Origin of the sequence: Vibrio sp. J502 (genome assembly GCF_025397955.1) — a bacterium.
Classification (GTDB): Bacteria; Pseudomonadota; Gammaproteobacteria; order Enterobacterales; family Vibrionaceae; genus Vibrio; species Vibrio anguillarum.
The window spans coordinates 1,963,101-1,985,658 of record NZ_CP104554.1; the positions used below are offsets into that span (position 1 = coordinate 1,963,101).

The 22,558-nt window shown below is 42.2% G+C and carries 23 protein-coding genes and 3 pseudogenes; 15 read left to right on the plus strand and 11 right to left on the minus strand.

All coding sequences use genetic code 11. The annotated features are described in order from the left end of the window. Nucleotides 1-9 precede the first annotated feature (9 nt). The 6 genes from N5E84_RS09060 to N5E84_RS09085 form a co-directional block, all read right to left on the minus strand. Complete coding sequence (locus N5E84_RS09060) at nt 10-1,161, minus strand: N-acetylneuraminate epimerase (protein ID WP_019281736.1); 1,152 nt, start codon at nt 1,159-1,161, stop codon at nt 10-12. A gap of 190 nt (nt 1,162-1,351) precedes the next feature. Then, a complete protein-coding gene (locus tag N5E84_RS09065; protein ID WP_019281735.1) occupies nt 1,352-2,188 on the minus strand; it encodes a MurR/RpiR family transcriptional regulator in 837 nt (278 codons plus the stop codon). 130 nt (nt 2,189-2,318) lie between these two features. Then, nucleotides 2,319-3,218, minus strand: coding sequence for a dihydrodipicolinate synthase family protein (locus N5E84_RS09070; RefSeq protein ID WP_019281734.1), 900 nt, complete (start codon nt 3,216-3,218; stop codon nt 2,319-2,321). Between the two features lie 37 nt (nt 3,219-3,255). Beyond that, on the minus strand, nt 3,256-4,539 hold the full coding sequence (siaM, locus tag N5E84_RS09075; RefSeq protein WP_020327936.1) for a sialic acid TRAP transporter large permease SiaM: 1,284 nt from the start codon (nt 4,537-4,539) through the stop codon (nt 3,256-3,258). 5 nt (nt 4,540-4,544) lie between these two features. Further along, complete coding sequence (locus N5E84_RS09080) at nt 4,545-5,054, minus strand: TRAP transporter small permease (RefSeq protein ID WP_019281733.1); 510 nt, start codon at nt 5,052-5,054, stop codon at nt 4,545-4,547. A gap of 65 nt (nt 5,055-5,119) precedes the next feature. Then, nucleotides 5,120-6,085 carry a sialic acid TRAP transporter substrate-binding protein SiaP gene (locus N5E84_RS09085; RefSeq protein ID WP_019281732.1) on the minus strand — a complete coding sequence of 322 codons (966 nt, stop codon included), beginning with the start codon at nt 6,083-6,085 and terminating at the stop codon, nt 5,120-5,122. 214 nt (nt 6,086-6,299) lie between these two features. On the opposite strand from N5E84_RS09085, the gene N5E84_RS09090 reads away from it, so the two are divergent. The 4 genes from N5E84_RS09090 to N5E84_RS09105 all read left to right on the plus strand — a co-directional run bounded on the left by N5E84_RS09090 (nt 6,300) and on the right by N5E84_RS09105 (nt 11,780). After that, nucleotides 6,300-7,022 (plus strand): putative N-acetylmannosamine-6-phosphate 2-epimerase, encoded by a 723-nt coding sequence (locus N5E84_RS09090; protein WP_095661261.1) that lies wholly within the window; start codon nt 6,300-6,302, stop codon nt 7,020-7,022. After that, nucleotides 7,010-7,873: an N-acetylmannosamine kinase gene (locus tag N5E84_RS09095; protein ID WP_019281731.1), complete on the plus strand. Its 864-nt coding sequence runs from the start codon at nt 7,010-7,012 to the stop codon at nt 7,871-7,873. The genes N5E84_RS09090 and N5E84_RS09095 overlap by 13 nt, the downstream gene beginning before the upstream one ends. Nucleotides 7,874-7,876: 3 nt before the next feature. Beyond that, nucleotides 7,877-9,013, plus strand: a complete 1,137-nt coding sequence (nagA, locus tag N5E84_RS09100) for an N-acetylglucosamine-6-phosphate deacetylase (protein ID WP_019281730.1) — start codon at nt 7,877-7,879, stop codon at nt 9,011-9,013. Nucleotides 9,014-9,434: 421 nt separating this feature from the next. Continuing rightward, on the plus strand, nt 9,435-11,780 hold the full coding sequence (locus N5E84_RS09105) for a sialidase family protein (protein ID WP_019281729.1): 2,346 nt from the start codon (nt 9,435-9,437) through the stop codon (nt 11,778-11,780). Between the two features lie 146 nt (nt 11,781-11,926). On the opposite strand, the gene N5E84_RS09110 is transcribed toward N5E84_RS09105, so the two are convergent. Continuing rightward, nucleotides 11,927-12,103 carry an AlpA family transcriptional regulator gene (locus tag N5E84_RS09110; RefSeq protein WP_019281728.1) on the minus strand — a complete coding sequence of 59 codons (177 nt, stop codon included), beginning with the start codon at nt 12,101-12,103 and terminating at the stop codon, nt 11,927-11,929. 143 nt (nt 12,104-12,246) lie between these two features. Between N5E84_RS09110 and radC the strand changes: the two genes are divergently transcribed. The 4 genes from radC (at nt 12,247) to N5E84_RS09130 (ending at nt 14,738) form a co-directional block, all read left to right on the plus strand. Beyond that, nucleotides 12,247-12,723, plus strand: coding sequence for a RadC family protein (radC, locus tag N5E84_RS09115; RefSeq protein WP_019281727.1), 477 nt, complete (start codon nt 12,247-12,249; stop codon nt 12,721-12,723). Next, nucleotides 12,720-13,148, plus strand: coding sequence for a DUF2787 domain-containing protein (locus N5E84_RS09120; RefSeq protein ID WP_019281726.1), 429 nt, complete (start codon nt 12,720-12,722; stop codon nt 13,146-13,148). Before radC ends, N5E84_RS09120 begins: the two co-directional genes overlap by 4 nt. A 50-nt stretch (nt 13,149-13,198) precedes the next feature. Further along, entirely contained in the window at nt 13,199-13,645 is a 447-nt protein-coding gene (locus tag N5E84_RS09125; protein WP_019281725.1) for a DUF2787 domain-containing protein, read from the plus strand. A 106-nt stretch (nt 13,646-13,751) separates the two neighbouring features. After that, nucleotides 13,752-14,738, plus strand: a complete 987-nt coding sequence (locus N5E84_RS09130; RefSeq protein WP_019281724.1) for a GTPase family protein — start codon at nt 13,752-13,754, stop codon at nt 14,736-14,738. A gap of 33 nt (nt 14,739-14,771) precedes the next feature. Here the strand turns inward: N5E84_RS09130 and N5E84_RS09135 are convergent, their stop codons facing one another. Continuing rightward, a complete protein-coding gene (locus N5E84_RS09135) occupies nt 14,772-15,413 on the minus strand; it encodes an inovirus Gp2 family protein (RefSeq protein ID WP_019281723.1) in 642 nt (213 codons plus the stop codon). A gap of 380 nt (nt 15,414-15,793) precedes the next feature. Between N5E84_RS09135 and N5E84_RS09140 the strand changes: the two genes are divergently transcribed. Together N5E84_RS09140 and N5E84_RS09145 are read left to right on the plus strand one after the other, a co-directional pair. After that, complete coding sequence (locus N5E84_RS09140; protein ID WP_194548967.1) at nt 15,794-16,120, plus strand: hypothetical protein; 327 nt, start codon at nt 15,794-15,796, stop codon at nt 16,118-16,120. 83 nt (nt 16,121-16,203) lie between these two features. Beyond that, nucleotides 16,204-16,797, plus strand: coding sequence for a hypothetical protein (locus N5E84_RS09145; protein ID WP_019281721.1), 594 nt, complete (start codon nt 16,204-16,206; stop codon nt 16,795-16,797). Nucleotides 16,798-16,895: 98 nt separating this feature from the next. Here N5E84_RS09145 and N5E84_RS09150 read toward each other — a convergent pair whose 3' ends face one another. Continuing rightward, complete coding sequence (locus tag N5E84_RS09150) at nt 16,896-17,096, minus strand: AlpA family transcriptional regulator (RefSeq protein ID WP_019281720.1); 201 nt, start codon at nt 17,094-17,096, stop codon at nt 16,896-16,898. 459 nt (nt 17,097-17,555) lie between these two features. On the opposite strand from N5E84_RS09150, the gene N5E84_RS09155 reads away from it, so the two are divergent. Further along, entirely contained in the window at nt 17,556-18,701 is a 1,146-nt protein-coding gene (locus N5E84_RS09155) for an integrase domain-containing protein (RefSeq protein ID WP_232513677.1), read from the plus strand. 3 nt (nt 18,702-18,704) lie between these two features. Here the strand turns inward: N5E84_RS09155 and N5E84_RS09160 are convergent. Continuing rightward, nucleotides 18,705-18,884, minus strand: a pseudogene (locus N5E84_RS09160) (IS3 family transposase); the annotation flags it as partial. Between the two features lie 78 nt (nt 18,885-18,962). Between N5E84_RS09160 and tnpA the strand changes: the two are divergent. From tnpA to N5E84_RS09175, 3 genes are read left to right on the plus strand one after another with little or no spacing between them, the layout of a single operon-like run. Next, entirely contained in the window at nt 18,963-19,283 is a 321-nt protein-coding gene (gene tnpA / locus N5E84_RS09165; protein WP_019283194.1) for an IS66 family insertion sequence element accessory protein TnpA, read from the plus strand. Then, nucleotides 19,280-19,633 carry an IS66 family insertion sequence element accessory protein TnpB gene (gene tnpB, locus N5E84_RS09170; protein WP_019283195.1) on the plus strand — a complete coding sequence of 118 codons (354 nt, stop codon included), beginning with the start codon at nt 19,280-19,282 and terminating at the stop codon, nt 19,631-19,633. The genes tnpA and tnpB overlap by 4 nt, the downstream gene beginning before the upstream one ends. Nucleotides 19,634-19,692: 59 nt before the next feature. After that, nucleotides 19,693-21,225: an IS66-like element ISVa11 family transposase gene (locus tag N5E84_RS09175; RefSeq protein WP_069211897.1), complete on the plus strand. Its 1,533-nt coding sequence runs from the start codon at nt 19,693-19,695 to the stop codon at nt 21,223-21,225. 34 nt (nt 21,226-21,259) lie between these two features. Here the strand turns inward: N5E84_RS09175 and N5E84_RS09180 are convergent. Continuing rightward, nucleotides 21,260-22,266: pseudogene (locus tag N5E84_RS09180) on the minus strand (IS3-like element ISVch4 family transposase); the annotation flags it as partial. Between the two features lie 71 nt (nt 22,267-22,337). Between N5E84_RS09180 and N5E84_RS21360 the strand changes: the two are divergent. Further along, a pseudogene (locus tag N5E84_RS21360) lies at nt 22,338-22,442 on the plus strand (integrase); the annotation flags it as partial. Between the last annotated feature and the right edge of the window lie 116 nt (nt 22,443-22,558).

The following is a 22,558-nucleotide window of genomic DNA, read 5'->3' on the forward strand; positions in this document are numbered from 1 at the left end:
TCTCCTTAATTAATCTATCACTTCAGCATTAGAGCCATTCCAAACCAACATATAAACCTTATAACTTATTTCTTTACTACTTTTTTCTCCGCCGACAATTAAAACTCCCTCTGATGTGGTAAATGAAGCGCCATATGCTAAGCCTTCAGGAAGTGGATTTACCGTTGACCAAATGCCATCTTTTTCTACATAGATATCATCATTAAAGGCCTTAGATAGCCCTTCATGGGCGAACATTTTTCCGCTTTCAAATGCTTGTTTTGCACCATGGAAATTCGCTCCGCCAGCAACCACTGTCACTCCATTTGTCTTACCAGAAAACGCACCTGCAACACCTTCTTGGATATTGCTCGTTTGAGGTGCAGGTAAGGGCAATAAATTTTGCCACGGTTGATCCATTCCAAACTCATATTGCTTAACTTCAGCGGTGCGTAAACCCGGCTTTATCTCACCACTGATGAGAGTCACTTTGTTCCCTTCAATAACGGTTGCGCTACCACAATTAGGGAGATATGGAGACATACCTAAATCACGCCACTCTTGTTTTTCAGGCAAATAACTAATGACGTTTCGGTTCCATTTATAATCCGTAGGCTTCATTCCCATATAATCATCAACAATACGTTGCCATAATTCAGGGTTTACTTGCTTGTCAGTGGTTGATGTGTCACGCTGATAGCGATCAAAATAGGCTTTGTTATAACCACCAAAGAAGAGGATCTGTTTATTGTCTGGCGAATAAGAAGAAGCACCAAGAAGTCCTACAGGCGAGGTAGTGTTCATTTTTTCCCATGAATCTTTCTTGGTATCGTAGCGATATACCGAATCAAACAAAATGGGCGATGGTTCAGACGGCTCCGCTTTGCCAGAACCACCAAAGAGATAAATATCATCCCCCACCACAGATGCTGTCGCTCCACTTCGAGCAGCACCAGTAAAATCAGCAACCTTTTGCCATCCTTGGGATAGCGCTTTTAAATCAAGCGCGTAAAAGTCTTTCCCCAAAGAACCAAGCCCTACATAGATTTTTGTTCCGACTTGTACACCAATCCCATCTTTAAATCCAGCGTGTAAGTCAGGCCATTGATTGTCTGATGTAGCATGACTAAAGGTGGTTACAACAAGCAAAGGTGTATAGATGAGCAGCGTTTTCATGTTCATTGATTTGTCCTTATTTTTATTGCTATCCATGCTCTAAACAGATGTTCTGTGAGCAACGTGATCATTTATATTTCAGGTGTATTTTTGAAGATTTATTTTATAAAAAAATTATTAATAAAGAATAATTTCATTGATATTGCTAAAAAAACCCATCGATGTATTGATGGGTTTAAAACGTCTTTAGTAACCGCTAGCTATCCATTAAAGGTAAAACCACTTCCGCAGTACCAAATACAGATGCCGAGTATTCAGGATAAACATCTAAAAGTGTGTTAATCAAAACATCAACAAGTAACAATGCACCGACTTTGGAAGAAAATGCACCGCCAGTGAGAGGGCCTTCAGGCCTTGCAGCCACTAACATTTCATCAGAAATAGAAGAAAGTGGGCTATGGCTAATATTCGTGAGAGATACGACTGGAACACCGCGTTGATGAGCCTGTGTTGCCGCATGAACTACCTCTTTTGTAGAACCTGAGCTCGATATCGCAAACCATGCATCCCCTACAACACTCTGTCCAGCACTCATTGAGGCAAGATGGGTATCCTCATACATAATCGCTTTTTTGCCGATTCGAACGAGACGGTAAGCAAGGTAACGTCCAACTATGCTAGATGCACCAACACCTACACAGCCAATAAACTGAGCTTTATGGATAAGTTCACAAATACGTTTCAATGATTTTCTGTCGATTAGCTTTGCTGTATCAAGGAGACTTTCTACTGCGCTTTGTGCTGATACATCACATATATCACCATCAATTTTAGGTTGAGAGTTGTTTGCTGCCTGACTTAAATCAACTGCCAATGCCATTCTAAAATCTGAATAGCCTTTGTACCCCATATCTCGACAGAGACGCAGAACCGTCGCTTCACTCGTTTTTGTATTTCGCGCTAAATCAGTAATGGTTTGGTACTGAACATCATGTGCGTTTTCCATCACATAGTCGGCAACCAATCTTAGTTTTTTACTTAACGGCTCAATATTTGATCGCAACCGAACCAGTAAGTTTTTAGGCAAATTCACGGGGCATCCTTAACAATATTTTGGCTACTGATAAAGTATCAAAGACCTGAATCTATTAATACACTATCTCAATGATTTGTTTCTAGATTCTTAAATATGAAGGGAGCATCGCTCCCCTCATTGATGAGAATCAAGATAACGATATAAATCCCGCATCTTTCATTTTCGCAATAACATCTGCTTTCTGTTTATCCGTTAAAGAGCGGATTGGCTGACGAGGATTCCCCGCATCAATACCATGCAGTTGCATAGCAACTTTACCCGCCGCAACGCCACCATATTCAACAAGGACACGAATGATAGCAATCACTTTATCCATTAGAGAAGCGACTTCATCATGTTTACCCTGATTAAAGGCTTCAATGATTTTGAGATATAAAGGCGCAGCGTAGTTGTAAGTACTACCTACTGCACCCACAGCACCAACGGCTAAGCCTGCAGGGAGAAACTCATCAACACCAAATGGCACATCAAACTTTCCGTTAGAAACACGAACGCAACGTTGGTACTCGTACAAATCAGAATTGTTGAACTTCGCACCGGACAAATTCGGAATACGTTGCTCACCTTTGATTAAGAACTGCTCTAGGTCCAGATTTACACCTGACATTCCTGAATGATAGTAGTAGAAGCCTTTAGAAGGCGCTGCCGCAGCAATTTGCGCGCAATATTCTACCAAATCGTCAACGCTTCCTGGTCTAAAGAAACAAGGGCCAATCGCAGATGTTGCCAAAATATCGAGAGTTTCCGCGTGTTCAGTTAAGTTGATTGAGTCAACAATGCTTAAAGCACCAGTGTGTAAAACCAAATCCAGTTTACCGTCCGCAGCTTTTACCCAACGTTCAGCAATCGCTTTTCGCTCTTCAACAGAACAGTGGATTCCTTCTCCCGTGGTACCACATATGTAAGCACCTTTAACACCTTGAGAAATTAGTAACTCAGCAATTTGATCAATCGCACCAAAGTTAACCTTGTTGTCCACTGTAAATGGAGTATGCGGAGCAGCAATCAGGCCTGTTAATTTTTTCATTTCATTTACCTTAATAATTTAATTTTCAGTCGCCAAACTACTGTCCATAACCTAAGAACATTTGAGGTAGTAGTAGGGTGAATTGTGGGAAAATTGCAACAAGAGCCAAAACAATAAACAAAGGCACTAGCAACGGCATTACACCTCTAGTTAATGTATGGAATGGAATGTCACCAACACGTGAAACAACATAGAGAGCCATGCCCATAGGCGGTGTTAGGATGCCAATCATTAGGTTAAGAATTGCCATAACGCCAAAGTGAACCGGGTCAATACCTACAGCTGCAGCCACTGGAACCAAGAACGGAACCAAGAGTAGAAGTAAGGCTAATGACTCAATAAAGGTACCTAAGAACAACAACAATAAGTTGATTAGTAGTAACAATACCAACGGGTTATCGCTGATTGTTAAGAAGTAATCTGCAAGCATTTGTGGCAACTGCTCACGTGCAACGATCCAACCAAATACGGTTACACCCATAACCATTAACGCTACAACTGCCGTAGTGTTTACCGTCTCTTTTAAAATGTCGACCAAGCTGCTTAGAGTAAGTTGTTTATATACCACTAGACCCAAGAATAAAGCATATAGAGATGACACTACCGCGGCTTCTGTTGGAGTAAACTTGCCAGAAAAAATACCACCGATGATGATCACAGGCGTTAAGAGTGACAAGAATGCTTCTTTAAAAGATTTTAGCTGTTCACGACGAGTCGCTTTTGGCAGCGTCATGTACCCACGCTTTTTACAGATGAAGTAACTCATTACCATCAACGCGACACAACACAAAAGACCCGGAATAGCACCCGCTAAAAATAAGGCGCCGATGGATGTATTTGACACAACACCGTAAATAACCAAAGGAACTGAAGGGGGAACTAAAGGACCAATAATACAAGATGCAGCCGTCAAACCACCGGCAAAATCGTCGTCATACTTTGCATCACGCATTGACTTAATCTCAAGTTGTCCTAAACCACCAGCATCAGCTAATGCTGAGCCGGACATACCTGAAAATAACAAGCTCGCCATAATATTTACGTGGCCCAAACTACCCGTAATATGACCAACAAGAGACTTAGCGAAATTAAAAATACGTTCCGTAATACCAGCACTGTTCATTAGGTGTCCGGTTAACACAAAAAAAGGAACCGCTAATAAAGTGAAGTTATCGATACCACCGATCATCTGCTGAGCAGCAAAGTTAATACCTGTGCTATTGGTTAATACTAAAAATACAAGAGCGACAAAAATTAACGAGAAACCAACGGGCATACCTGCAAATAGCAGAGCTAGCCAGCCAAAAATTGAACCAACCATAGTCACTACCTCTCAGCGATTTGCGAGTCATTCATCGATGCAGGTTTTGCACAACCACACAACTCTTTAAAAATATGGAATATTTTTTCCAGTTGTCTGAACACCATAAACACACCACCTAATGGCAGACTGTAGTTCATCCAACTGATTGAAACCCCAAGAGTAATCAATTCAAAGAAAGCATTTCTTTGAACATGCTGATACCCAAGGTAAATGATGGCAGCAATAGAAACTAGAACGGCAAGTTCCAATGATAAAACCAGACACAACCGCACTTTCTCAGGTAGTTTGTCTGAAAAGAAAGTAATGTTTACGTGTGAACTTCGCTTGATGGCGATTGCGCACCCGACTAACGACATATACATAAAGAGAACTCTAGCGAGCTCTTCACTCCATAAGGAAGGATCATTCAGCAACCAGCGAGTACCGATCTGCCAAGTTAATACAACTAGCAGAGAGGCCATCAAAGGTACTGTGATAATTTCTTCTATATTATTGACAATCTTACGTAACATCTTGAACTCCATAGCTGGCCAAACAAGGCCAGCTAAAACATTGAGACATAGACTAATCAATCCATTTACATTGCAGCAAGTTTCTCAACGATAGGTTGGCCAATTTTGCTTTCAAACTCTTTGTAAAGGGGTTGCATCGCTTCACGGAACGGAGCCAGATCTGGGTAAGTCACGGTTACACCTTCGCTTTGGAAGAATGAAACCAGTTCTTCTTCTTGCTTTTTCACAGATGCAGTATGCGCATCACCCGCTTTCTTCACAGCTTTTTGAACCAGTTCTTTCTCTTCGTCAGACAGTTTCTGCCAAGTTGCATCGGCAATAATTACCATCTGGTCGTTCACTATATGGTTTGTCATCGCCAAGTTCTTTTGCACTTCGTAGAACTTCATTGTTTTGATCGTTGGTAGGGGATTTTCTTGTCCATCTACAGCGTTAGTTTGAAGTGCTAGGTAAACTTCTGAGAAAGCCATAGGCGTCGGTGACGCTCCGGAAAGCTTCGCATAGTTCAGATTAGGTTTTGCATTAGGTACACGCAATTTCAGACCTTTAAAGTCTTCAATTGAGTTAAGTGGGCGGTTAGAAGTTGTTTCACGCGTACCGTTATACCAAGTATCCAGCGCTCGCCAGTTAAACTTAGTCAACATCTCTTCACGAATACCTAATCCGAAATCAGAGTCAAACATACGGCGTAAATGGTAAAAATCTTTCGCAACATAAGGGAGCATGACCGCTTCTGCTCGTGGGATCCAAAGACCCATGCGACCAAACTCAGCATAAGTCATATCGAGATCCCCCAGCGTCAATTGCTGAAGCATGGCACGATCATCACCAAGCTGGGCGCTTGGATACAAAGCAAGTTTGATCTCTCCTTGGCTCATTTCTTCTAACGTATCAGCGAGCATCTTTGCAGAGTAATACTCCACAGACCCCACAGAGGCTTGCATACCCATCTTTAAAGTCGTCGCCGCGTTCACAGAAGCAGCGATACTCAAAGTAAGTAATCCGATAGTAATCTTGTTAATGGTTTTCATATTTTTCCCTTTGTTCTGCCCTGTTACGCCTTGTCTCACCATTTTCAAAAAAAAATTTTATTTAGTTTGAAAAAAATATTCGTTATGAATTATCATTGCAGTGGAGATTATTTTCAAACCACCTTTTCCCAAAGTGTGATGGCGAACAAAATTTGGTTACCAGAGCCCTTTTGTTCATCAAGCCAGGAATCAAAAACGTTTTTAGACAAGAAAAATGAGGCCCGTCGTGAGAAAGAATTTTTTGAACATCGAAGAGTTAAAGCTATTTTTAAACGGCCAAACTGTCGTTTCCATACAACCTGTAACAGGCAGCCCACTCGATAAAATAGATTTCATTGTGGCAATGGCGATCGCCGTCGAACAAACCGGAGCAAAGGCGCTACGCATTGAAGGTGTGAATAATGTCGCTGCTGTATCCGCCGCAGTGACAATTCCGATTATAGGTATCGTTAAACGTGATTTGCCTGATAGCCCAGTTCGAATCACTCCTTTTGTATCAGATGTTGATGGCTTAGCGAATGCTGGCGCAACGGTCATTGCTTTTGATGCCACCAATAGAACACGTCCTGAAAGCCGAGAATGTATTGCGCAAGCCATAAAAAACACTGGATGTTTTGCGATGGCCGATTGCTCCACATTCGAGGATGGATTATGGGCTAATTCACAAGGTGTTGAAATTATTAGCTCAACACTGTCAGGTTATGTCGGAGATATTGAGCCCACAGTTCCAGATTTCCAACTTGTGAAAGCGTTTTCTGAAGCAGGTTTTTTTACCATGGCGGAAGGTCGATACAATACGCCTGAGTTAGCAGCGAAAGCGATTGAGTCTGGTGCGGTTGCCGTAACGGTTGGTTCTGCACTAACTCGGTTGGAAGTAGTGACTCAATGGTTTAATAATGCAACCCAAGCAGCGGGAGAAAGGAAATGCACACACTAGCCATCGATATCGGCGGAACAAAAATAGCATTAGCGATTGTAGAAGATGATATAATTATTCAGCGTTACCAAATGGCAACCCCTGTGGTACAAGACGTCATTGAGTTTGTTCAGGCGATCCTCGAAAAAGTCACTGAATGGATCCCTTCTATCAATTATGTAGGTGTTTCAACGACGGGTTATGTAACGCCAGAAGGTATCACATCTATAAATCCAGAAACTCTTAATTTCCCTGTACCTTTTCCATTAGCTAAAACGCTAGAGCAACTCACTAATAAACCGGTATCAATTCTTAATGATGCCCAAGCAGCAGCGTGGTTTGAATTTGTTCAGTTAAAAGATCCTACCTTAAATATGGCTTTTATTACGGTTTCCACTGGTGTTGGCGGTGGAATCATCATTGGTGGCAAGCTGCACAAAGGAAACAGCGGGTTAGCGGGACACATAGGTCACATGTCGGTCGCTATTGAAGGCCCATTATGCGGATGTGGTCAGCGAGGTTGTGTTGAGTCCATAGCTTCAGGTAACGCGATTCAAAAAGAAAGCGAAGCCATTTTTATCGAGGCAATGAGCAATATTGAGTTATTTCAACAAGCAGCTTTCAACCCAAGAGCAGAAGCGATCATCAATAGAAGTGTACAAGCAGTAGCCACATTGTGCTGTAATCTTAAAGCATGCTTAGATCTGGATATGATTGTTTTAGGCGGTGGAATAGGCCTAGCTGGAGGCTACCTTGGACGCCTCAACAAGGCTATTCAATCTAGACCGTCTGTATTTCACGTCCCTGTTACTCCTGCTCATGGCGATTATGATGCTTGCCTACTCGGAGCAGCATTTCAGTTTAAGGAGTAAACAATGACATTAAAGGCAATTTCAGCTACACGGCTTTTTGATGGTGTTCAGTATTATGAGAATGCGGCAATGATTTGGGAAGGCTCACGCATTCACTCCATTGTTCCTATTGAGTCTCTAACGGTGGATATTGAACATCAACATTTTGATGACGCATTAATCGCTACAGGATTTATTGACTTACAAGTTAATGGTGGTGGCGATGTCATGTTCAATAATGACATGACTCTTGCGGGTATCGATTCGATCTGCCGAGCGCACAGAACTCACGGAACCGCCTATCTGCTTCCAACCTTAATCAGTGCAACACCGGAACACATCAACCATTCACTTGATGCCATTCAAGCTGCAATCGAAAATCAAGTCTCGGGTGTATTGGGTATTCACTTAGAAGGCCCTTGGTTAAACCCAGAAAAGAAAGGCGCTCATAACTCAGATCTGTTTTATTCCCCGACACCCGAACAACTTTCACAGTTTCACTGGCCAACCAAAGGCAAAGTTCTTGTAACGGTCGCGGCTGAAAACCTCTCCATCGATTCTCTAAAGTGGTTAAAGGATCATCATGTTACTCTCTCGTGTGGTCACAGTAATGCCACTACAGCCCAATTAACCACTGAGAAGTTAGCTCTCATTGATGGATTTACCCACTTATTTAATGCCATGTCGCCTTTTGAGAGTCGTGAACCCGGAGTTGTCGGCACAGCATTGAATACCGATCATGCTTGGTGTTCGGTCATAACTGATGGAATTCATGTGCATCCACAAAGCTTTTTACTCGCTAAGCGAATCAAACCTAAAGACAAACTTCTTATTGTTACCGATGCCATGGCTAGCCTTGGCAGTGTGACTAACCAGTTTGAACTGGATGGGGAAACCATTCGCGTCATCGATAATAAACTGGTTAATAGCAGAGGCAATCTTGCGGGAGCACACATCGGGATGGATGAATCGGTTGCCAATGTCATTCGTTGGGGAATCGCGGAAGATGAAGCACTAAGAATGGCCTCGTCTTATCCGGCTCAAGCAATCCATTGTGATGATTTAGGGCAACTAAAACCCAATTATCGCGCCGCCGCTACTGTATTAAACTCCAAATATGAAAGTTTGGCTGTAGTCAGTGAAGGCGTGCTCTACAACTGAGCTATCGATCATACATGCCTATCCGTTATTAACCAGATCGTTCACTATTCCAATGTTCAGCAGAGATAATTGGAATAGCTCTCCCCAAAAATCTATATACCTTTAGGCATTAACTGCACTTTCGTCACTTCTATTCCGACTTCAGTAGCCTTCTCTAACCCAACTACAAACATCTAAGTACGAACAGAACCGCAACGTGTTGATGTCTCATCGATTAAACAACACACAAAAACATTTGTGGAAATTATTTTTTTTGCGATCACAGTTAATGAAGAAAATATTTTTTAATGAGAATCTACAACTGGAGATGTGAACATTTCCAAGCCTTACATTCGATGGAGACTTGTCAATCAAGATGACTTCACAACAGAGAAGCGTATCGATTCACAAGGAAACAGATTCTAATATAAAGGGAGTAGATATGCGTTTCAAAAACGTAAAGAAAACCGCTTTAATGCTTGCTATGTTCGGTATGGCGACAAGCTCAAACGCAGCACTTTTTGACTATAACGCAACGGGTGATACTGAGTTTGGCAGCCCTGCCAAACAGGGATGGATGCAAGACAACACGAATAATGGCAGTGGCGTTTTAATCAATACAGATGGAATGTCCGCTTGGTTGGTGCAAGGTAATGGGGGGAGAGCTCAATGGACATATTCTCTCTCTACTAATCAACAGGCCCAGGCATCAAGTTTCGGTTGGCGGATGACGACAGAAATGAAAGTGCTCAGTGGTGGAATGATCACAAACTATTATGCCAACGGCACTCATCGTGTCTTACCTATCATTTCATCAGACACTAGTGGTAACTTGGTTGTTGAATTTGAAGGGCAAACTGGGCGTACTGTTTTGGCCACTGGCGCTGCAGCAACGGAATACCATAAATTTGAATTGGTATTCCATCCAGGAAGTAACCCATCCGCTAGCTTTTATTTTGATAACAAACTCATTCGTGACAACATCCAGCCAACTGTATCAAAACAAAATATGATTGTATGGGGAAATGGTTCATCAAGTACGGATGGTGTCGCAGCCTATCGTGATATTAAGTTTGAAATTCAAGGCGACGTTATCTTCAGAGGCCCAGACCGTATACCATCCATTGTAGCAAGTAGCGTAACACCAGGGATGGTAACCGCATTTGCAGAGAAACGTGTGGGCAGTGGAGATCCCGGTGCTCTGAGTAATACCAATGACATTATCACTCGTACCTCACGAGATGGCGGAATAACTTGGGATGCCGAGCTCAACCTCACTGAACAAATCAATGTCAGTGATGAGTTTGATTTCTCGGATCCTCGGCCTATATATGATCCTTCCACCAACACGGTACTTGTCTCTTATGCTCGATGGCCGACCGATGCCGCTCAAAACGGAGATCGAATAAAACCATGGATGCCAAATGGTATTTTTTACAACGTCTATGATGTTTCGTCAGGGAACTGGCGAGCGCCTATCGATGTTACCGATCAGGTTAAAGAACGCAGTTTCCAGATCGCAGGTTGGGGTGGTTCCGAGCTGTATCGCCGAAATACCAGCCTAAATAGCCAGCAAGACTGGCAATCAAACGCTAAGATCCGAATTGTTGATGGTGCAGCAAACCAGATACAAGTCGCCGATGGTAGCCGAAAATATGCTTTCACACTGAGTATTGATGAATCAGGCAGTCTGGTCGCTAATCTAAATGGTGTTAGTGATCCAATTATCCTGCAATCCGAACGCGCGAAGGTACACTCTTTCCATGACTACGAACTTCAATATTCGGCGTTACACCGCACCACAACGTTATTCGTTGATGGTCAGCAAATCACAATTTGGGCTGGTCAAGTGTCGCAGGAGAACAACATTCAGTTTGGTAATGCGGATGCCCAAATTGACGGCAGGCTGCATGTGCAAAACATTGCTCTCACACAGCAAGGCCAAAACCTCGTAGAGTTTGATGCTTTCTATTTGGCACAGCAAACACCTGAAGTAGAGAAAGATCTTGAAAAGCTTGGTTGGACAAAAATTAAAACTGGCAACACCATGAGTTTGTATGGAAATGCCAGCGTCAACCCAGGACCTGGTCATGGCATCATCCTTACTCGACAACAAAATATCAGTGGTAGTCAAAACGGCCGCTTGATCTATCCAGCCATTGTACTTGATCGTTTCTTCTTGAACGTCATGTCTATTTACAGTGATGATGGCGGTTCAAACTGGCAAACCGGTTCAACACTCCCTATCCCCTTTCGCTGGAAGAGTTCGAGTATCCTAGAAACTCTCGAACCTAGTGAAGCTGATATGGTTGAACTCCAAAACGGTGATCTACTCCTCACTGCACGCCTTGATTTTAACCAGATCGTTAATGGTCTGAACTATGGCCCACGCCAGCAATTTTTGAGTAAAGATGGCGGAATCACGTGGAGCCTACTTGAGGCTAACAACGCTAACGTCTTTAGCAATATCAGTACTGGTACCGTTGATGCTTCTATTACTCGATTCGAGCAAAGTGACGGTAGCCATTTTTTACTCTTTACTAACCCACAAGGAAATCCTGCAGGGAGCAATGGCAGGCAAAATCTAGGCTTATGGTTTAGCTTCGATGAAGGGGTGACATGGAAAGGACCAATTCAACTTGTTAATGGTGCATCGGCATATTCTGATATTTATCAATTGGATTCGGAAAACGCGATTGCCATAGTTGAAACGGATAATTCAAATATGCGAATTCTTCGTCTACCTATCACATTACTAAAACAGAAGCTGACCTTATCGCAAAACTAAGGACAGCTTAACTTATTAAAGCTGATAGCATATCAAATAATGTTATCAGCTTATTTCTCATCAACCGTTTCAAACCAGAACTCACATTTACAAATCAGGCACCTTACACTCTCAGCTATAGTAAATGACGCAGTATAATCACGCCATCATCGTTGTTTAAGACAAGAGTCCATCCACTCATCCACTTCGCTTTCCACCCAGGCAATAGCCCTTTCTCCCAAGCTCACCGACTGTGGAAACTCGCCATCATTCATTTTGCGGTAAATTGCTGAACGGCTTAGCGCGGTCTTTTTCATTACTTCTTTTAGCTTTAAAAATCTCATGGGATGTTCTCCTATGTCTTGTTGTCCCATGGGATGAACTGACTCTGTAAAAAATAGTTAAATCAGCCCCTTACCTATATTCAAAGCCAATTTAGATATATGTCATCACTGTGAACCTTCCCACTATTATTAAGGAGCAGGCTATGACTCATTTCCCTCGCCAGCGCTATCTACTCTCGCAACGAGCTTATGAGCATCAAGTACTGGAAGAAGCAGCAGAGATCCTTGAACAGCGTTATGTGCGCGGTGAAACCTTTGCACGTACGGAAAACACTACGGAATACTTGCGCTGTAAACTTGCTGGATATGAGCACGAAATGTTTGCCGTACTGTTTTTGGATAACCAACATCGGCTAATTGAATTTAAGGAGCTATTTCGCGGTACGGTCGACGCTGCCAGTGTCTTCCCAAGAGAGGTACTAAAGGAGGCACTAAACGTTAACGCAGCAGCGGTGATCTTTGCCCATAACCATCCCTCTGGCGATCCGGAGCCTTCACAAGCCGATAGGCGTATTACTCAGCGCTTAAAAGACGCCTTATCACTGGTAGATATTCGTGTGCTGGACCATGTGGTCGTTGGCAAAAGCAGTGTGTCATTTGCAGAAAGGGGCTGGCTATGATTGTGGAAAGCTATCAAACGATCCAGTTAGCTGACAGCTTTTGTCATGCGCTGAGCGCGATACTTCGCCGCTTTGACATCCCACAAGAGGCAGAGCGAATAGTCCTCAACTGTCGAGATCCAAACTATTACCGCTCTCGCCAGGGCCTACATCCGGTCGAAATACAGTTCAAGAGAGAAAACAACGAGTCCCTGTGGTCCATCGCGTTTATCGCCAGTTTTTCTTATCAGAATGACAGGCATGACTCGTTGGATGTCGAGCTCTACTTTCACCTTGCTAACCGTTGGTGTTACCAGCCTGATGCCGGTTCTGCTGATTTAGCTCAACCAGCAGTGCTAGACCTGTTTTATAGCTGGTGCGCCGCATTTGAGCGCCACCTTGCCAAACAAGCGTTGCAAGATATTCAACTCACCATGATTCGCTAACCCAAGGCGATTCTTCTTAATCGAATCTTATTTTTGTAGGAGGCATAACCATGTCTAACATTTTGTTCAAACCCACCTATCTTCCGATTTCCACACCGTTTCATGCCCTACTCGCTAACATACTTTCTGAACATCAAGCAAAAAGTGAAGTTCAGGCCACCAGCAAAGAGGTTGTCATGAACTTTCGAGACAGTTCTTACAGTGCCGAAGATGGCGGTTTTCATCCGGTAGAAATTGCACTGAGTCAGTCTAGTGATGGCCAATGGAGCATTGAATACATCACGGATTTTGCTTATGTCGGCAACCACTTTCCTGAGCTAGAACGCTGCTTAGATTTTGATTTCCAGCGTGGGGATTTCTTCACCGCCTATCACGGATGGAATCCTATCGTAGGTAACCGTGATGCTCGAGAGCTCTACCAGTTATGGGAGAGTAACTTTCTCGCCTATGTCGCAACGGAAGCCTTTGATGATATTTCATTAACCTCGGCTCCTTAGTTACCCCCATCAAGAAAACCGACAGGTTCATAAAGATAATCACCGTGTTCTGGGGCTTCGCGCTTTCCCAGTTCATCATCTCAACATTGAAAGAGGATCCACAACAATGAAAACCAATGATTTATTCTCGACTCTAGAAAATAACATTCTTCACAACTCGTTAGATTCAACCACGAAAGATAAGTTGCTCAGTAACTTATCTTTCCTTCGCAAAGCATCACTGAATATTCTGATCACGGGTGCGACAGGCGCAGGAAAAAGCTCAACCATCAACGCTCTATTTGACATGGCGGTTGCTCAAGTCGGCATCGATAGTGATCCGCACACGGAATCTGTTCAGTGTTACCACTTAAATAATCTCGTGCTATGGGACACTCCAGGGCTTGGAGATGGGATCGATGAGGATAAAAAACACGTACAGGCCATTAAACAGCTTCTCAACAAACGAGATGACCATGGTCAGTTGGTCATTGATTTAGTTCTCGTGATACTTGATGGCGGCTCTCGCGATCTGGGAACACCATTGAGACTCATCAATGACATTGTTATCCCGCAATTAGGCGATGAAGCCGAAAAACGGCTCATCGTTGCGGTGAATCAAGCCGACGTTGCATTAAAAGGACCTGAGTCATGGAACTACAGCGACAATCTACCAACGGACAAGGCTAAGGCATTTCTGGAGAAACAACAAAACTCGATAGCAAGACGTATACATAAAGCCACACAGATAAATGTGAAGACTCTTTACTTTGTGGCGGGCTACAGTGATGGAGTCAATCGCCAGAGGCCTTACAACCTATCAAAATTGCTTTATACCATTGTCGAAATACTACCAAACAATAAACGAGTAATGCTGGCAAATCGTACCATTTCCAATGATGCAGATAATTGGAAAGATAACGATGCCAGCGACTACAATAAAAAAACCACCTTAAGCCTTTGGGAAGCCATTGTAGAAACAACTTTACAAGGCGCATCTATTGGCTCCGATATCGGATCTATTTTCGGAAAACCAGGCGAGATCTTAGGTAAAGTCGTAGGCTCTGTCGCTGGTCTATTTTTCGGTGGTTTACGATATACATTTGGGTTTTAAATGTAACCATTAAAAAGAGGCTCGCCTCTTTTTTTATTTTCGACTAGTCGAGATGTTTTTTAATCCATTCGAATAGACTTTCGTATTAACTTTAGCCAAGTAGCTTAAGCGATAAAAACACTGTCGGTATTCCTCTTGATGAGAATCTTTCCCCTTATGAATGTAATAAGTAGAGTTACTTGGGAAATGCACACTACTTCTCACCTCAAAGTAATTAATACCTAAAGCACTTGCCCACGCCTCTTTTATCATTGAAGACAAATTACCACTATCCTTAGTAACATCCCCCAAACAAAAGTAAACATCTTTATTAAGAAATAATGCCACATGATAATGAGGATTTTCTGAACTTAGTTGCTCCCTTACCCAAACGTATCTTAAATTACATTTACCAATTTTATTCTTTGTTTTTAAGTCATATTTTATTTTTTCCTTTAACGAAGAAAAAAACCTAGAAATATCGCCACAATTATAATTTTCATAATAACCAGGATATCTAAGATCAATTCTCTGCACGTAAACTCGATTATATTCAGCCAAAGAAACATCTAAAACATCCTTAATAGCAATCAAATATTCCTTGCATAATGGACCATGTTCTTTAATGACAGGATTAGAGAAAAATCTCTCGCCATAGAAAAGAGTCAGGTTTGAATTTTGAATTAAACGTTTCATTAGTCACCTCTATGATTAACTTGTTCATAGAAGATAACTACCTTGTTATTTTTAAGGTGCTTACTAGACCTATATTACTATACCAACATAATCGAACTAATTACTTTAGCTACCCGCCTTCTGTACCAATGCTAGTCTAGAGAGAATATCACGCTCTGCCACTCTGGAAAAACATTACCGCAACGTCAAAAATCAACGAAGAAAGTCTCATAGCACCAGAAAATGACCATCTCATCGCACAAATTCCCTAAGAGCATAGAATTGAACTACAAAAAGATCGACAATAAACCTACACAAAATCAACTTAAAAAAGTCATCAAACTGACAACAAACAATCAAAAAAAAGACAAAGAATTGACATGAAAACAAAGGAAATTAAAATGGAAAACCCACTAATTAATTTAGAAAATGATATATATGATTTAATTTCAAAAGACACATTTGAGTTAGTCGCATATCATCTATCGTTAAATTTAAAAGACACCATCGAATATAAATTTAACAAAAAAATATTTAGTATTTACGATGATAATTACGCGATATCATCTAAAATATCCTCAATAGAAAGAGATATAATTGATATATCATATGGAACAAGGAATACTCAACTTTGCCCTACCGGTTGTGGTATAAGTCCTACAATAGATACAATCAATGATTTTTTAAAAATTGAAAGACAAAAAAAACAATATTATCCTCTGATATAGAATGGATAAAAAAAGACAATAAAAGGCAGTGTTTATATTTGTTTTGCATACTTTTAACATTAGACAATAAATATGATCGTTTAATGTTCCCTCCAGAAGATCATGAAATAAACTTCATTGAAATGATAATAGAAAAATACATTCATAAAAACACTAAGTCTATACTAGACCATTTCAACCCTAATATAATACATGATTTCAATTTAATATATGAGCATTTACTTCTATATTTTTTATCGATAAACAAAGATTCCGCCATCAGAGAAATGGACCGATTAAAATACTTATGGAGCATGGCAATTAAAGACGACAACTACTCTTGGATAGATAAAAAAAACACAGTTCAAATTAACTGGATCATAGAATACTTAAAAAAATCAAACATAGAGCTTTGGTTTATAAAAAATAACGAAGATATTGATTATAAGTATTACTCATGCTTAAGTCTTCTCGACTTATGGCAAGAGAATTATTTCATACCAGAAATTGGAAGCAAAGATTACTTCTTAGAAAAAATGAAAAGATCTTGGTCTCAACAAAAGTATAGGCTTAGTGTAAAAAATAAGAAATCAATAAATTTACGAGTAGATAAAGAAATAGAGAAAAAGATTAATAAGTTATGCGCTGATTCAAAATTAACAAAAAGCCAACTCATTGAGTCGCTATTGAACAAATAAATAAATCTAAATATTAATCCAAGGGATTATAATTCCCCCATTGTTAAGCCTGCCTTCATTAATGAAAGCAGGCTTAAGGATTATAAAAATAGATTTTATTAGTTCACTCGATGATTAGAGATCCGTTGAGCAATCCACTCCTGCACCTCGCCTTCTACCCAAGCTACAGCACGACCACCCAATTGAACTTGGGTCGGGAACTGGTTTTCTTCAATAAAGCGGTACAAACTAGAGCGAGACAAACCAGTCATAGTTAGCACTTCTCGAAAGCGGATCAAACGAATGTAGTTCTCTGGCATATTCACACCTCTCAGGTTAGTTAGTTGCAAGAAGATGACATATGTCTGAATAGTTTTTGATTAGGTGCAAACTGGCTTTAAGTCATTTACGCTACTGCTTTATCAGGGCCCATAAGCATGGATAAAAACTAAAAAGATAAATGAGACAGAAGTGCCCATGGGTAACTAGCAACAATTTATGGGTACACTAAAAGGTACACCATTAAAAATCAAATCAATACAATTTTAATATAAACAATAACTTAAAAATCAAGATCAACTTACGCCAGCCCACCAATTATAAGTTTAAAGACGTCCTAGGGCGTCTTTTTTCTTGCCTGAAACATAATAAAATCAACAGCTTATAGTCCAATATCGTCCACAACGTTCTCTACCTTCCATACTTTTTGGTATTCCACGTGGTATTCCAAGCAATAAATGATAGTATTTGGAATACCATTTATTTGAGGAGTTGACCCAATGGGAACCAGAGCAACTAGACTAACAAGTAAAGCTATTACCAACGCAAAGCCTAAAGAGAAGGATTATGTTCTTTCAGACGGCGACGGTTTACAGCTACGAGTTAGGACAAATGGTTCTCGGTTGTGGAACTTCAACTACCGCCACCCTATTACTAAAAAACGCATCAACATGGGTTTAGGTGCTTTCCCTGAGTTATCTCTCGCTAATGCCCGTAAAAAGACAATAGAAGCAAGGGAGCTTGTTGCTGATGGCATTGATCCTAAAGAAGCCAGAGATTCAAAGCTTTCTGAAATGCAAAAAGAGCTTGAAGACACATTACTCAACTTAGCTAAAGAGTGGTTTGAAAGAAAAAAAGAAAGTGTCACACCAAACTATGCCGATGATATCTGGCGTTCTTTAGAACTACATGTATTTCCGCAAATAGCGAATACACCAGTAAAAGATATCGATGCCCCACTCGTTATTGATCTACTTAGACCTATCGAAGCAAAAGGCAGTTTAGAGACGGTTAAACGCTTATCTCAACGCTTAAACGAAATAATGAACTACGCGGCAAACTGTGGTCTTGTTAAAGCGAATCCATTAACAGGTATTCGAGCCGCTTTCAAAAAGCCCAAAAAAGAAAACATGGCAGCACTAGCACCAGATGAGTTACCAGAGCTCATGGGAGCTATCGCCAATGCCAGTATAAAGCGTACTACTCGTTGTTTAATTGAGTGGCAACTTCACACTATGACACGACCTTCTGAAGCCGCAGGCGCTAGATGGGATGAGATTGAGTGGGAAGAAAAGATATGGACTATTCCAGCCGAGAGAATGAAAAAAAGAAGAGAGCACCGCATCCCGCTCACAGAGCAGATGCTAGCACTATTAGAAGTAATGAAGCCGATAAGCGGCCACCGTGTATTTATCTTTCCTTCAGATCGCGATCCAAAGAAACCATGTAACAGCCAAACGGCAAATATGGCTCTGAAACGTATGGGTTTTGCGGGAAGATTGGTTAGCCACGGTCTGCGCTCTCTCGCAAGTACTACACTCAATGAACAAGGCTTTGATCGTGACTTAATTGAGGCGTCATTAGCCCACGTTGATGATAACCAGGTTCGTAGTGCTTATAACCGTACTGACTATCTAGAACTGTAGTGGTCAACTAAAATTGGCCACGGTTTTAGAGTTTTCCCAATATAATCGTTCTGATTCATTGGGAGTTAGACCACCGTTATACTGATGTGGCCTGAGTTGGCAGTAATATCCGATAATGTAGCGGGTGATCTCTTGTTGAGCCTCAGCGAAGCTATGATAACCCACAGTTGGCACCCATTCCGTAAGCGCGTCATAAACCCCGCATTCTAATCACCTAGCCCGAATAATAAGATCAAACCTCCAACCCAAAGGAGATTTGAAATGGCCAAACGACGCACTAACCAAGAATGGCGAACCCTGTTCGAACACTATGAATCCAGCCAACTATCACAACGATTATTCTGTGAACGTAACGGACTGAGCCTCTCCACTTTTTACGCTAAGCGCCAACAGTTAAAGCACATCGAAAAACCGAACACGGTTGGCTTTGTTAAAGCAGAAGTCGTTGAAAAGACCACAAAGTATCAAGCCACTCACGTTGTCGTTGCCAATATGACGCTGCTCGTCAATGATGTTGAACTGAGCATCCCACAAGGCACGCCAGCGACCTATCTCGCAGAGCTTATCGGTGCGCTGTCATGAAACGTATGCTCAGTGCTCCCGAAATCTATCTCTATCGCGAAAGCGTCGATTTTAGAAAGTCCATCAACGGCCTCGCTGCGATTATCGAAAATGACACCGACTTGCCCTTGGGCAGCGGCGCACTGTTCCTGTTCACCAACAAACAGCGCGACAAAATCAAAGTGCTGTACTGGGATAAAACAGGCTTTGCTCTTTGGTACAAGCGCCTTGAAAAAGCCAAGTACAAGTGGCCATCAAAAGAGCAAAATGAGGTGTTTACCCTAACTCAATTCGAGCTTGACAGACTGCTTTCTGGCTTCACGATTATCGGCCATAAACCCGTTAGAATAAACGATTTTACAATGACTTAAGCGATAATATAGCCATATCCACCAAGCATTAACGGCATGATTTTAGTATAATCAATGCCATGAAAAAGACGCCAAATATCAACTCAGAAAGCCAAGATGTTGCCGAGCTACAAGCGATGGTGAAAGCGCTGTTGGCGTCAGAAACCCAATTGAAACAAGAGCGTCAATCGCTGCTTGAACAGCTCAAACTTGCCTTCGACCGTCAGTTCGCTAAACGCTCGGAGGCGTTAAAGCCTTACGATGAATCTCAAGGTGATCTCTTCAACGAAGCGGAGTGTGAGGCCGCTAAGGAAGAAGAGGTTGAAGTTGTCACAACGACCATCACAAAGAAGAAACGTGGTAAACGCAAACCACTGCCAAAGACCTTGCCTCGTGAAGTTATCGAACTCGATTTAAACGACGATGAAAAGCAGTGCACTTGCTGTCAACATAACCTGCATAAAATCGGTGAAGACCGTAGCGAGAAACTTGAGTTCACGCCAGCGGTACTAAAAGTGTTGGAATATGTTCGTCCTAAATATGCTTGCCGCCAATGCGAGCAAACAGAAGACAAAAACCACGTCGTTCAAAAGCCAGCGCCGCAAAGCATTATCCCGAAGAGCTTCGCCACAGAAAGCTTGTTGGCCAATATCATCCTCGGCAAATATCAATACGCGATGCCACTTTACCGCCAAGAATCCCTGTTTACCCAGTCGGGTATCGAACTCTCACGAACCACCATGGCAAGGTGGATTATCCAAGTCAGTGAGAAGTTCGCTCCACTTTACGCGGCCTTAAAAACGCACCTACTTGAGCAAGTGGTGATTCAGGCGGATGAAACGCCGCTCAATGTCCTCAAAGAAGATAAACAGTGTTATATGTGGCTTTACTGCTCGGGCGCAGACTCGCCTGAAGCCGCCCTCCCTAATGTGAGAAATATCGTCTTGTACGACTATCAAAACAGTCGAGCTAGGGCGTGCCCTGTTGCCTTCTTGGGGGATTACAGTGGTTATCTACAAACCGATGGCTATGGTGTTTATGATGGGCTTCATCTCGTCACCAATGTCGGTTGCTTGGCGCATGCTCGGCGCAAGTTCATGGAGGCGAAAAAGCTGCAAGGCAAAGGCAAGTCAGGCAAAGCGGATAGTGCATTGGCTAAAATCCAGAAACTCTATGGAATAGAATCACGCTTAAAAGGTGCCTGTGCCGAAAAACGGAAAGCAGAGCGCCAAGAGCATGCTAAGCCGATACTGGATGAGCTTTATGAATGGATGACAACTCAGAAAGTGCTTGAGTCTAGCCCGCTGGGTAAAGCGATAAAATACACGCTCGGTCAGTGGCCGAAGCTGAGCCGCTATATCGATGACGGTCACTTATCGATAGACAATAATCGTGCTGAACGCGCAATAAAACCGCTGGTTATAGGCAGAAAGAACTGGCTCTTCTCGACCAATCCCAATGGAGCTGAAGCGAGCGCGATGCTTTACAGTATCGTCGAGACAGCGAAAGCCAACGGCCTTATCCTTTACGACTACATGGTTAAGTGCATGAAAGAGCTAGCGAAATCTGAGCCTGATATCGATGCACTCCTGCCTTGGAACTTCCAACACTAACAATATCGCCCCGTGGGATCATGGGGCGGATACCCCATTCCGTCTTCAAACTTCTAAAGAAGCGCTCTATCGGCGCATTATCCCAACAATTTCCTCGGCGAGATAAACTCTGTTTTATTTGAAAGCGCCACAGCAATTGACGGTATTTACGGCTGGTATAGTGACTGCCTTGATCGCTATGGAACATAACACCTTTAGGCTTACCACGAGACTCATAGGCCATCGAAAGAGCTTTGCCTGTTAGCCTAGAATCCGGTGATAAAGACATCGACCAACCGATCACTTTGCGGGCAAAAAGATCGATAACGACCGCTAAATACATCCACCGATTACCTGTCCAAATATACGTAACATCACCAGCCCAGACCTCATTTGGGGCGGTAACCGCAAACTGACGACCTAAGTGATTTGGAACGTCAATATGTTCTTGTGAAGCTTTTCTGTAACGATGCTTTGGTTCTTGACAGCTCACTAAACCAAGAGTTCTCATTAGCTTTGTTGCTCGGTATCGGCTCAGCTTTACACCCTGATTTGTGACTATATCTGCAATGGTTCTCGCTCCCGCAGAGCCATTGCTTGCGGCGTAAGCCTCGCTAATCAAGCTGCGCAGCTTTATTGTTTCCGCATTAATTAACGCTGGGCGTTTAAGCCAATAGTTATAACTACTTCGATGAACATTGAAGACTTCGCATAATATTTTTACGCTGTGGCTCTGCTTGAGTTTCTTGATTATCAAGAATTGTTCAGTGAGTCCGACATCAAGAGAGCCGTGGCTTTTTTTAGTATTTCATTATGCTCTTCAAGGCGCGCCAGCTTCTTTTTCAATTCCCGAATTTCTATTTGCTCAGGGGTCATAGGTGAAGCTTTCGGTGTTTTCCCTTGGCGTTCTTCTCTAAGCTGGCGAACCCATTTATCCATCGTGGACTTGCCCACATTCATGGCTTGGGCTGCTTCCGTCACTGAGTAATTTTGGTCTAAGACTAGCTGCGCTGCTTCTAACTTAAATTCTGCGCTAAATAGTCGTCTTGTATGTTTTGTCATAATGTCACCTGTTAACTTATGAGGTGATGATATCACCTCTAACTAAGTGACCAAATTCACTATACCACTACAAACGCAGAAAGCCTATGATGTGCTGGTGGAGCGGGCATATAGAAGAGGCTAGCAAAGGAAAACTATCAATTACAGGCTCTTTATCGTTAAAGGCTATAATTTAGTAGCAAATTCAATACCACCAGCGTTGCTGGTGGTAATTAAAACAACAGAATACCTAGAAATAAGAGGACGGATAACGTGACGTTTCTCCTTAACTCGTCACAATATCTGAGTAAAA

Bases quoted from the DNA above. Each gene is read 5' to 3' on its own strand.
- N5E84_RS09060 (WP_019281736.1), bottom strand. From the start codon at position 1,161: ATGAACATGAAAACGCTGCTCATCTATACACCTTTGCTTGTTGTAACC.
- N5E84_RS09070 (WP_019281734.1), bottom strand. From the start codon at position 3,218: ATGAAAAAATTAACAGGCCTGATTGCTGCTCCGCATACTCCATTTACA.
- siaM (WP_020327936.1), bottom strand. From the start codon at position 4,539: ATGGTTGGTTCAATTTTTGGCTGGCTAGCTCTGCTATTTGCAGGTATG.
- N5E84_RS09080 (WP_019281733.1), bottom strand. From the start codon at position 5,054: ATGTTACGTAAGATTGTCAATAATATAGAAGAAATTATCACAGTACCT.
- N5E84_RS09085 (WP_019281732.1), bottom strand. From the start codon at position 6,085: ATGAAAACCATTAACAAGATTACTATCGGATTACTTACTTTGAGTATC.
- N5E84_RS09090 (WP_095661261.1), top strand. From the start codon at position 6,300: ATGAGGCCCGTCGTGAGAAAGAATTTTTTGAACATCGAAGAGTTAAAG.
- N5E84_RS09095 (WP_019281731.1), top strand. From the start codon at position 7,010: ATGCACACACTAGCCATCGATATCGGCGGAACAAAAATAGCATTAGCG.
- nagA (WP_019281730.1), top strand. From the start codon at position 7,877: ATGACATTAAAGGCAATTTCAGCTACACGGCTTTTTGATGGTGTTCAG.
- N5E84_RS09105 (WP_019281729.1), top strand. From the start codon at position 9,435: ATGCGTTTCAAAAACGTAAAGAAAACCGCTTTAATGCTTGCTATGTTC.
- N5E84_RS09110 (WP_019281728.1), bottom strand. From the start codon at position 12,103: ATGAGATTTTTAAAGCTAAAAGAAGTAATGAAAAAGACCGCGCTAAGC.
- radC (WP_019281727.1), top strand. From the start codon at position 12,247: ATGACTCATTTCCCTCGCCAGCGCTATCTACTCTCGCAACGAGCTTAT.
- N5E84_RS09120 (WP_019281726.1), top strand. From the start codon at position 12,720: ATGATTGTGGAAAGCTATCAAACGATCCAGTTAGCTGACAGCTTTTGT.
- N5E84_RS09125 (WP_019281725.1), top strand. From the start codon at position 13,199: ATGTCTAACATTTTGTTCAAACCCACCTATCTTCCGATTTCCACACCG.
- N5E84_RS09130 (WP_019281724.1), top strand. From the start codon at position 13,752: ATGAAAACCAATGATTTATTCTCGACTCTAGAAAATAACATTCTTCAC.
- N5E84_RS09135 (WP_019281723.1), bottom strand. From the start codon at position 15,413: ATGAAACGTTTAATTCAAAATTCAAACCTGACTCTTTTCTATGGCGAG.
- N5E84_RS09140 (WP_194548967.1), top strand. From the start codon at position 15,794: ATGGAAAACCCACTAATTAATTTAGAAAATGATATATATGATTTAATT.
- N5E84_RS09145 (WP_019281721.1), top strand. From the start codon at position 16,204: ATGTTCCCTCCAGAAGATCATGAAATAAACTTCATTGAAATGATAATA.
- N5E84_RS09150 (WP_019281720.1), bottom strand. From the start codon at position 17,096: ATGCCAGAGAACTACATTCGTTTGATCCGCTTTCGAGAAGTGCTAACT.
- N5E84_RS09155 (WP_232513677.1), top strand. From the start codon at position 17,556: ATGGGAACCAGAGCAACTAGACTAACAAGTAAAGCTATTACCAACGCA.
- tnpA (WP_019283194.1), top strand. From the start codon at position 18,963: ATGGCCAAACGACGCACTAACCAAGAATGGCGAACCCTGTTCGAACAC.
- tnpB (WP_019283195.1), top strand. From the start codon at position 19,280: ATGAAACGTATGCTCAGTGCTCCCGAAATCTATCTCTATCGCGAAAGC.
- N5E84_RS09175 (WP_069211897.1), top strand. From the start codon at position 19,693: ATGAAAAAGACGCCAAATATCAACTCAGAAAGCCAAGATGTTGCCGAG.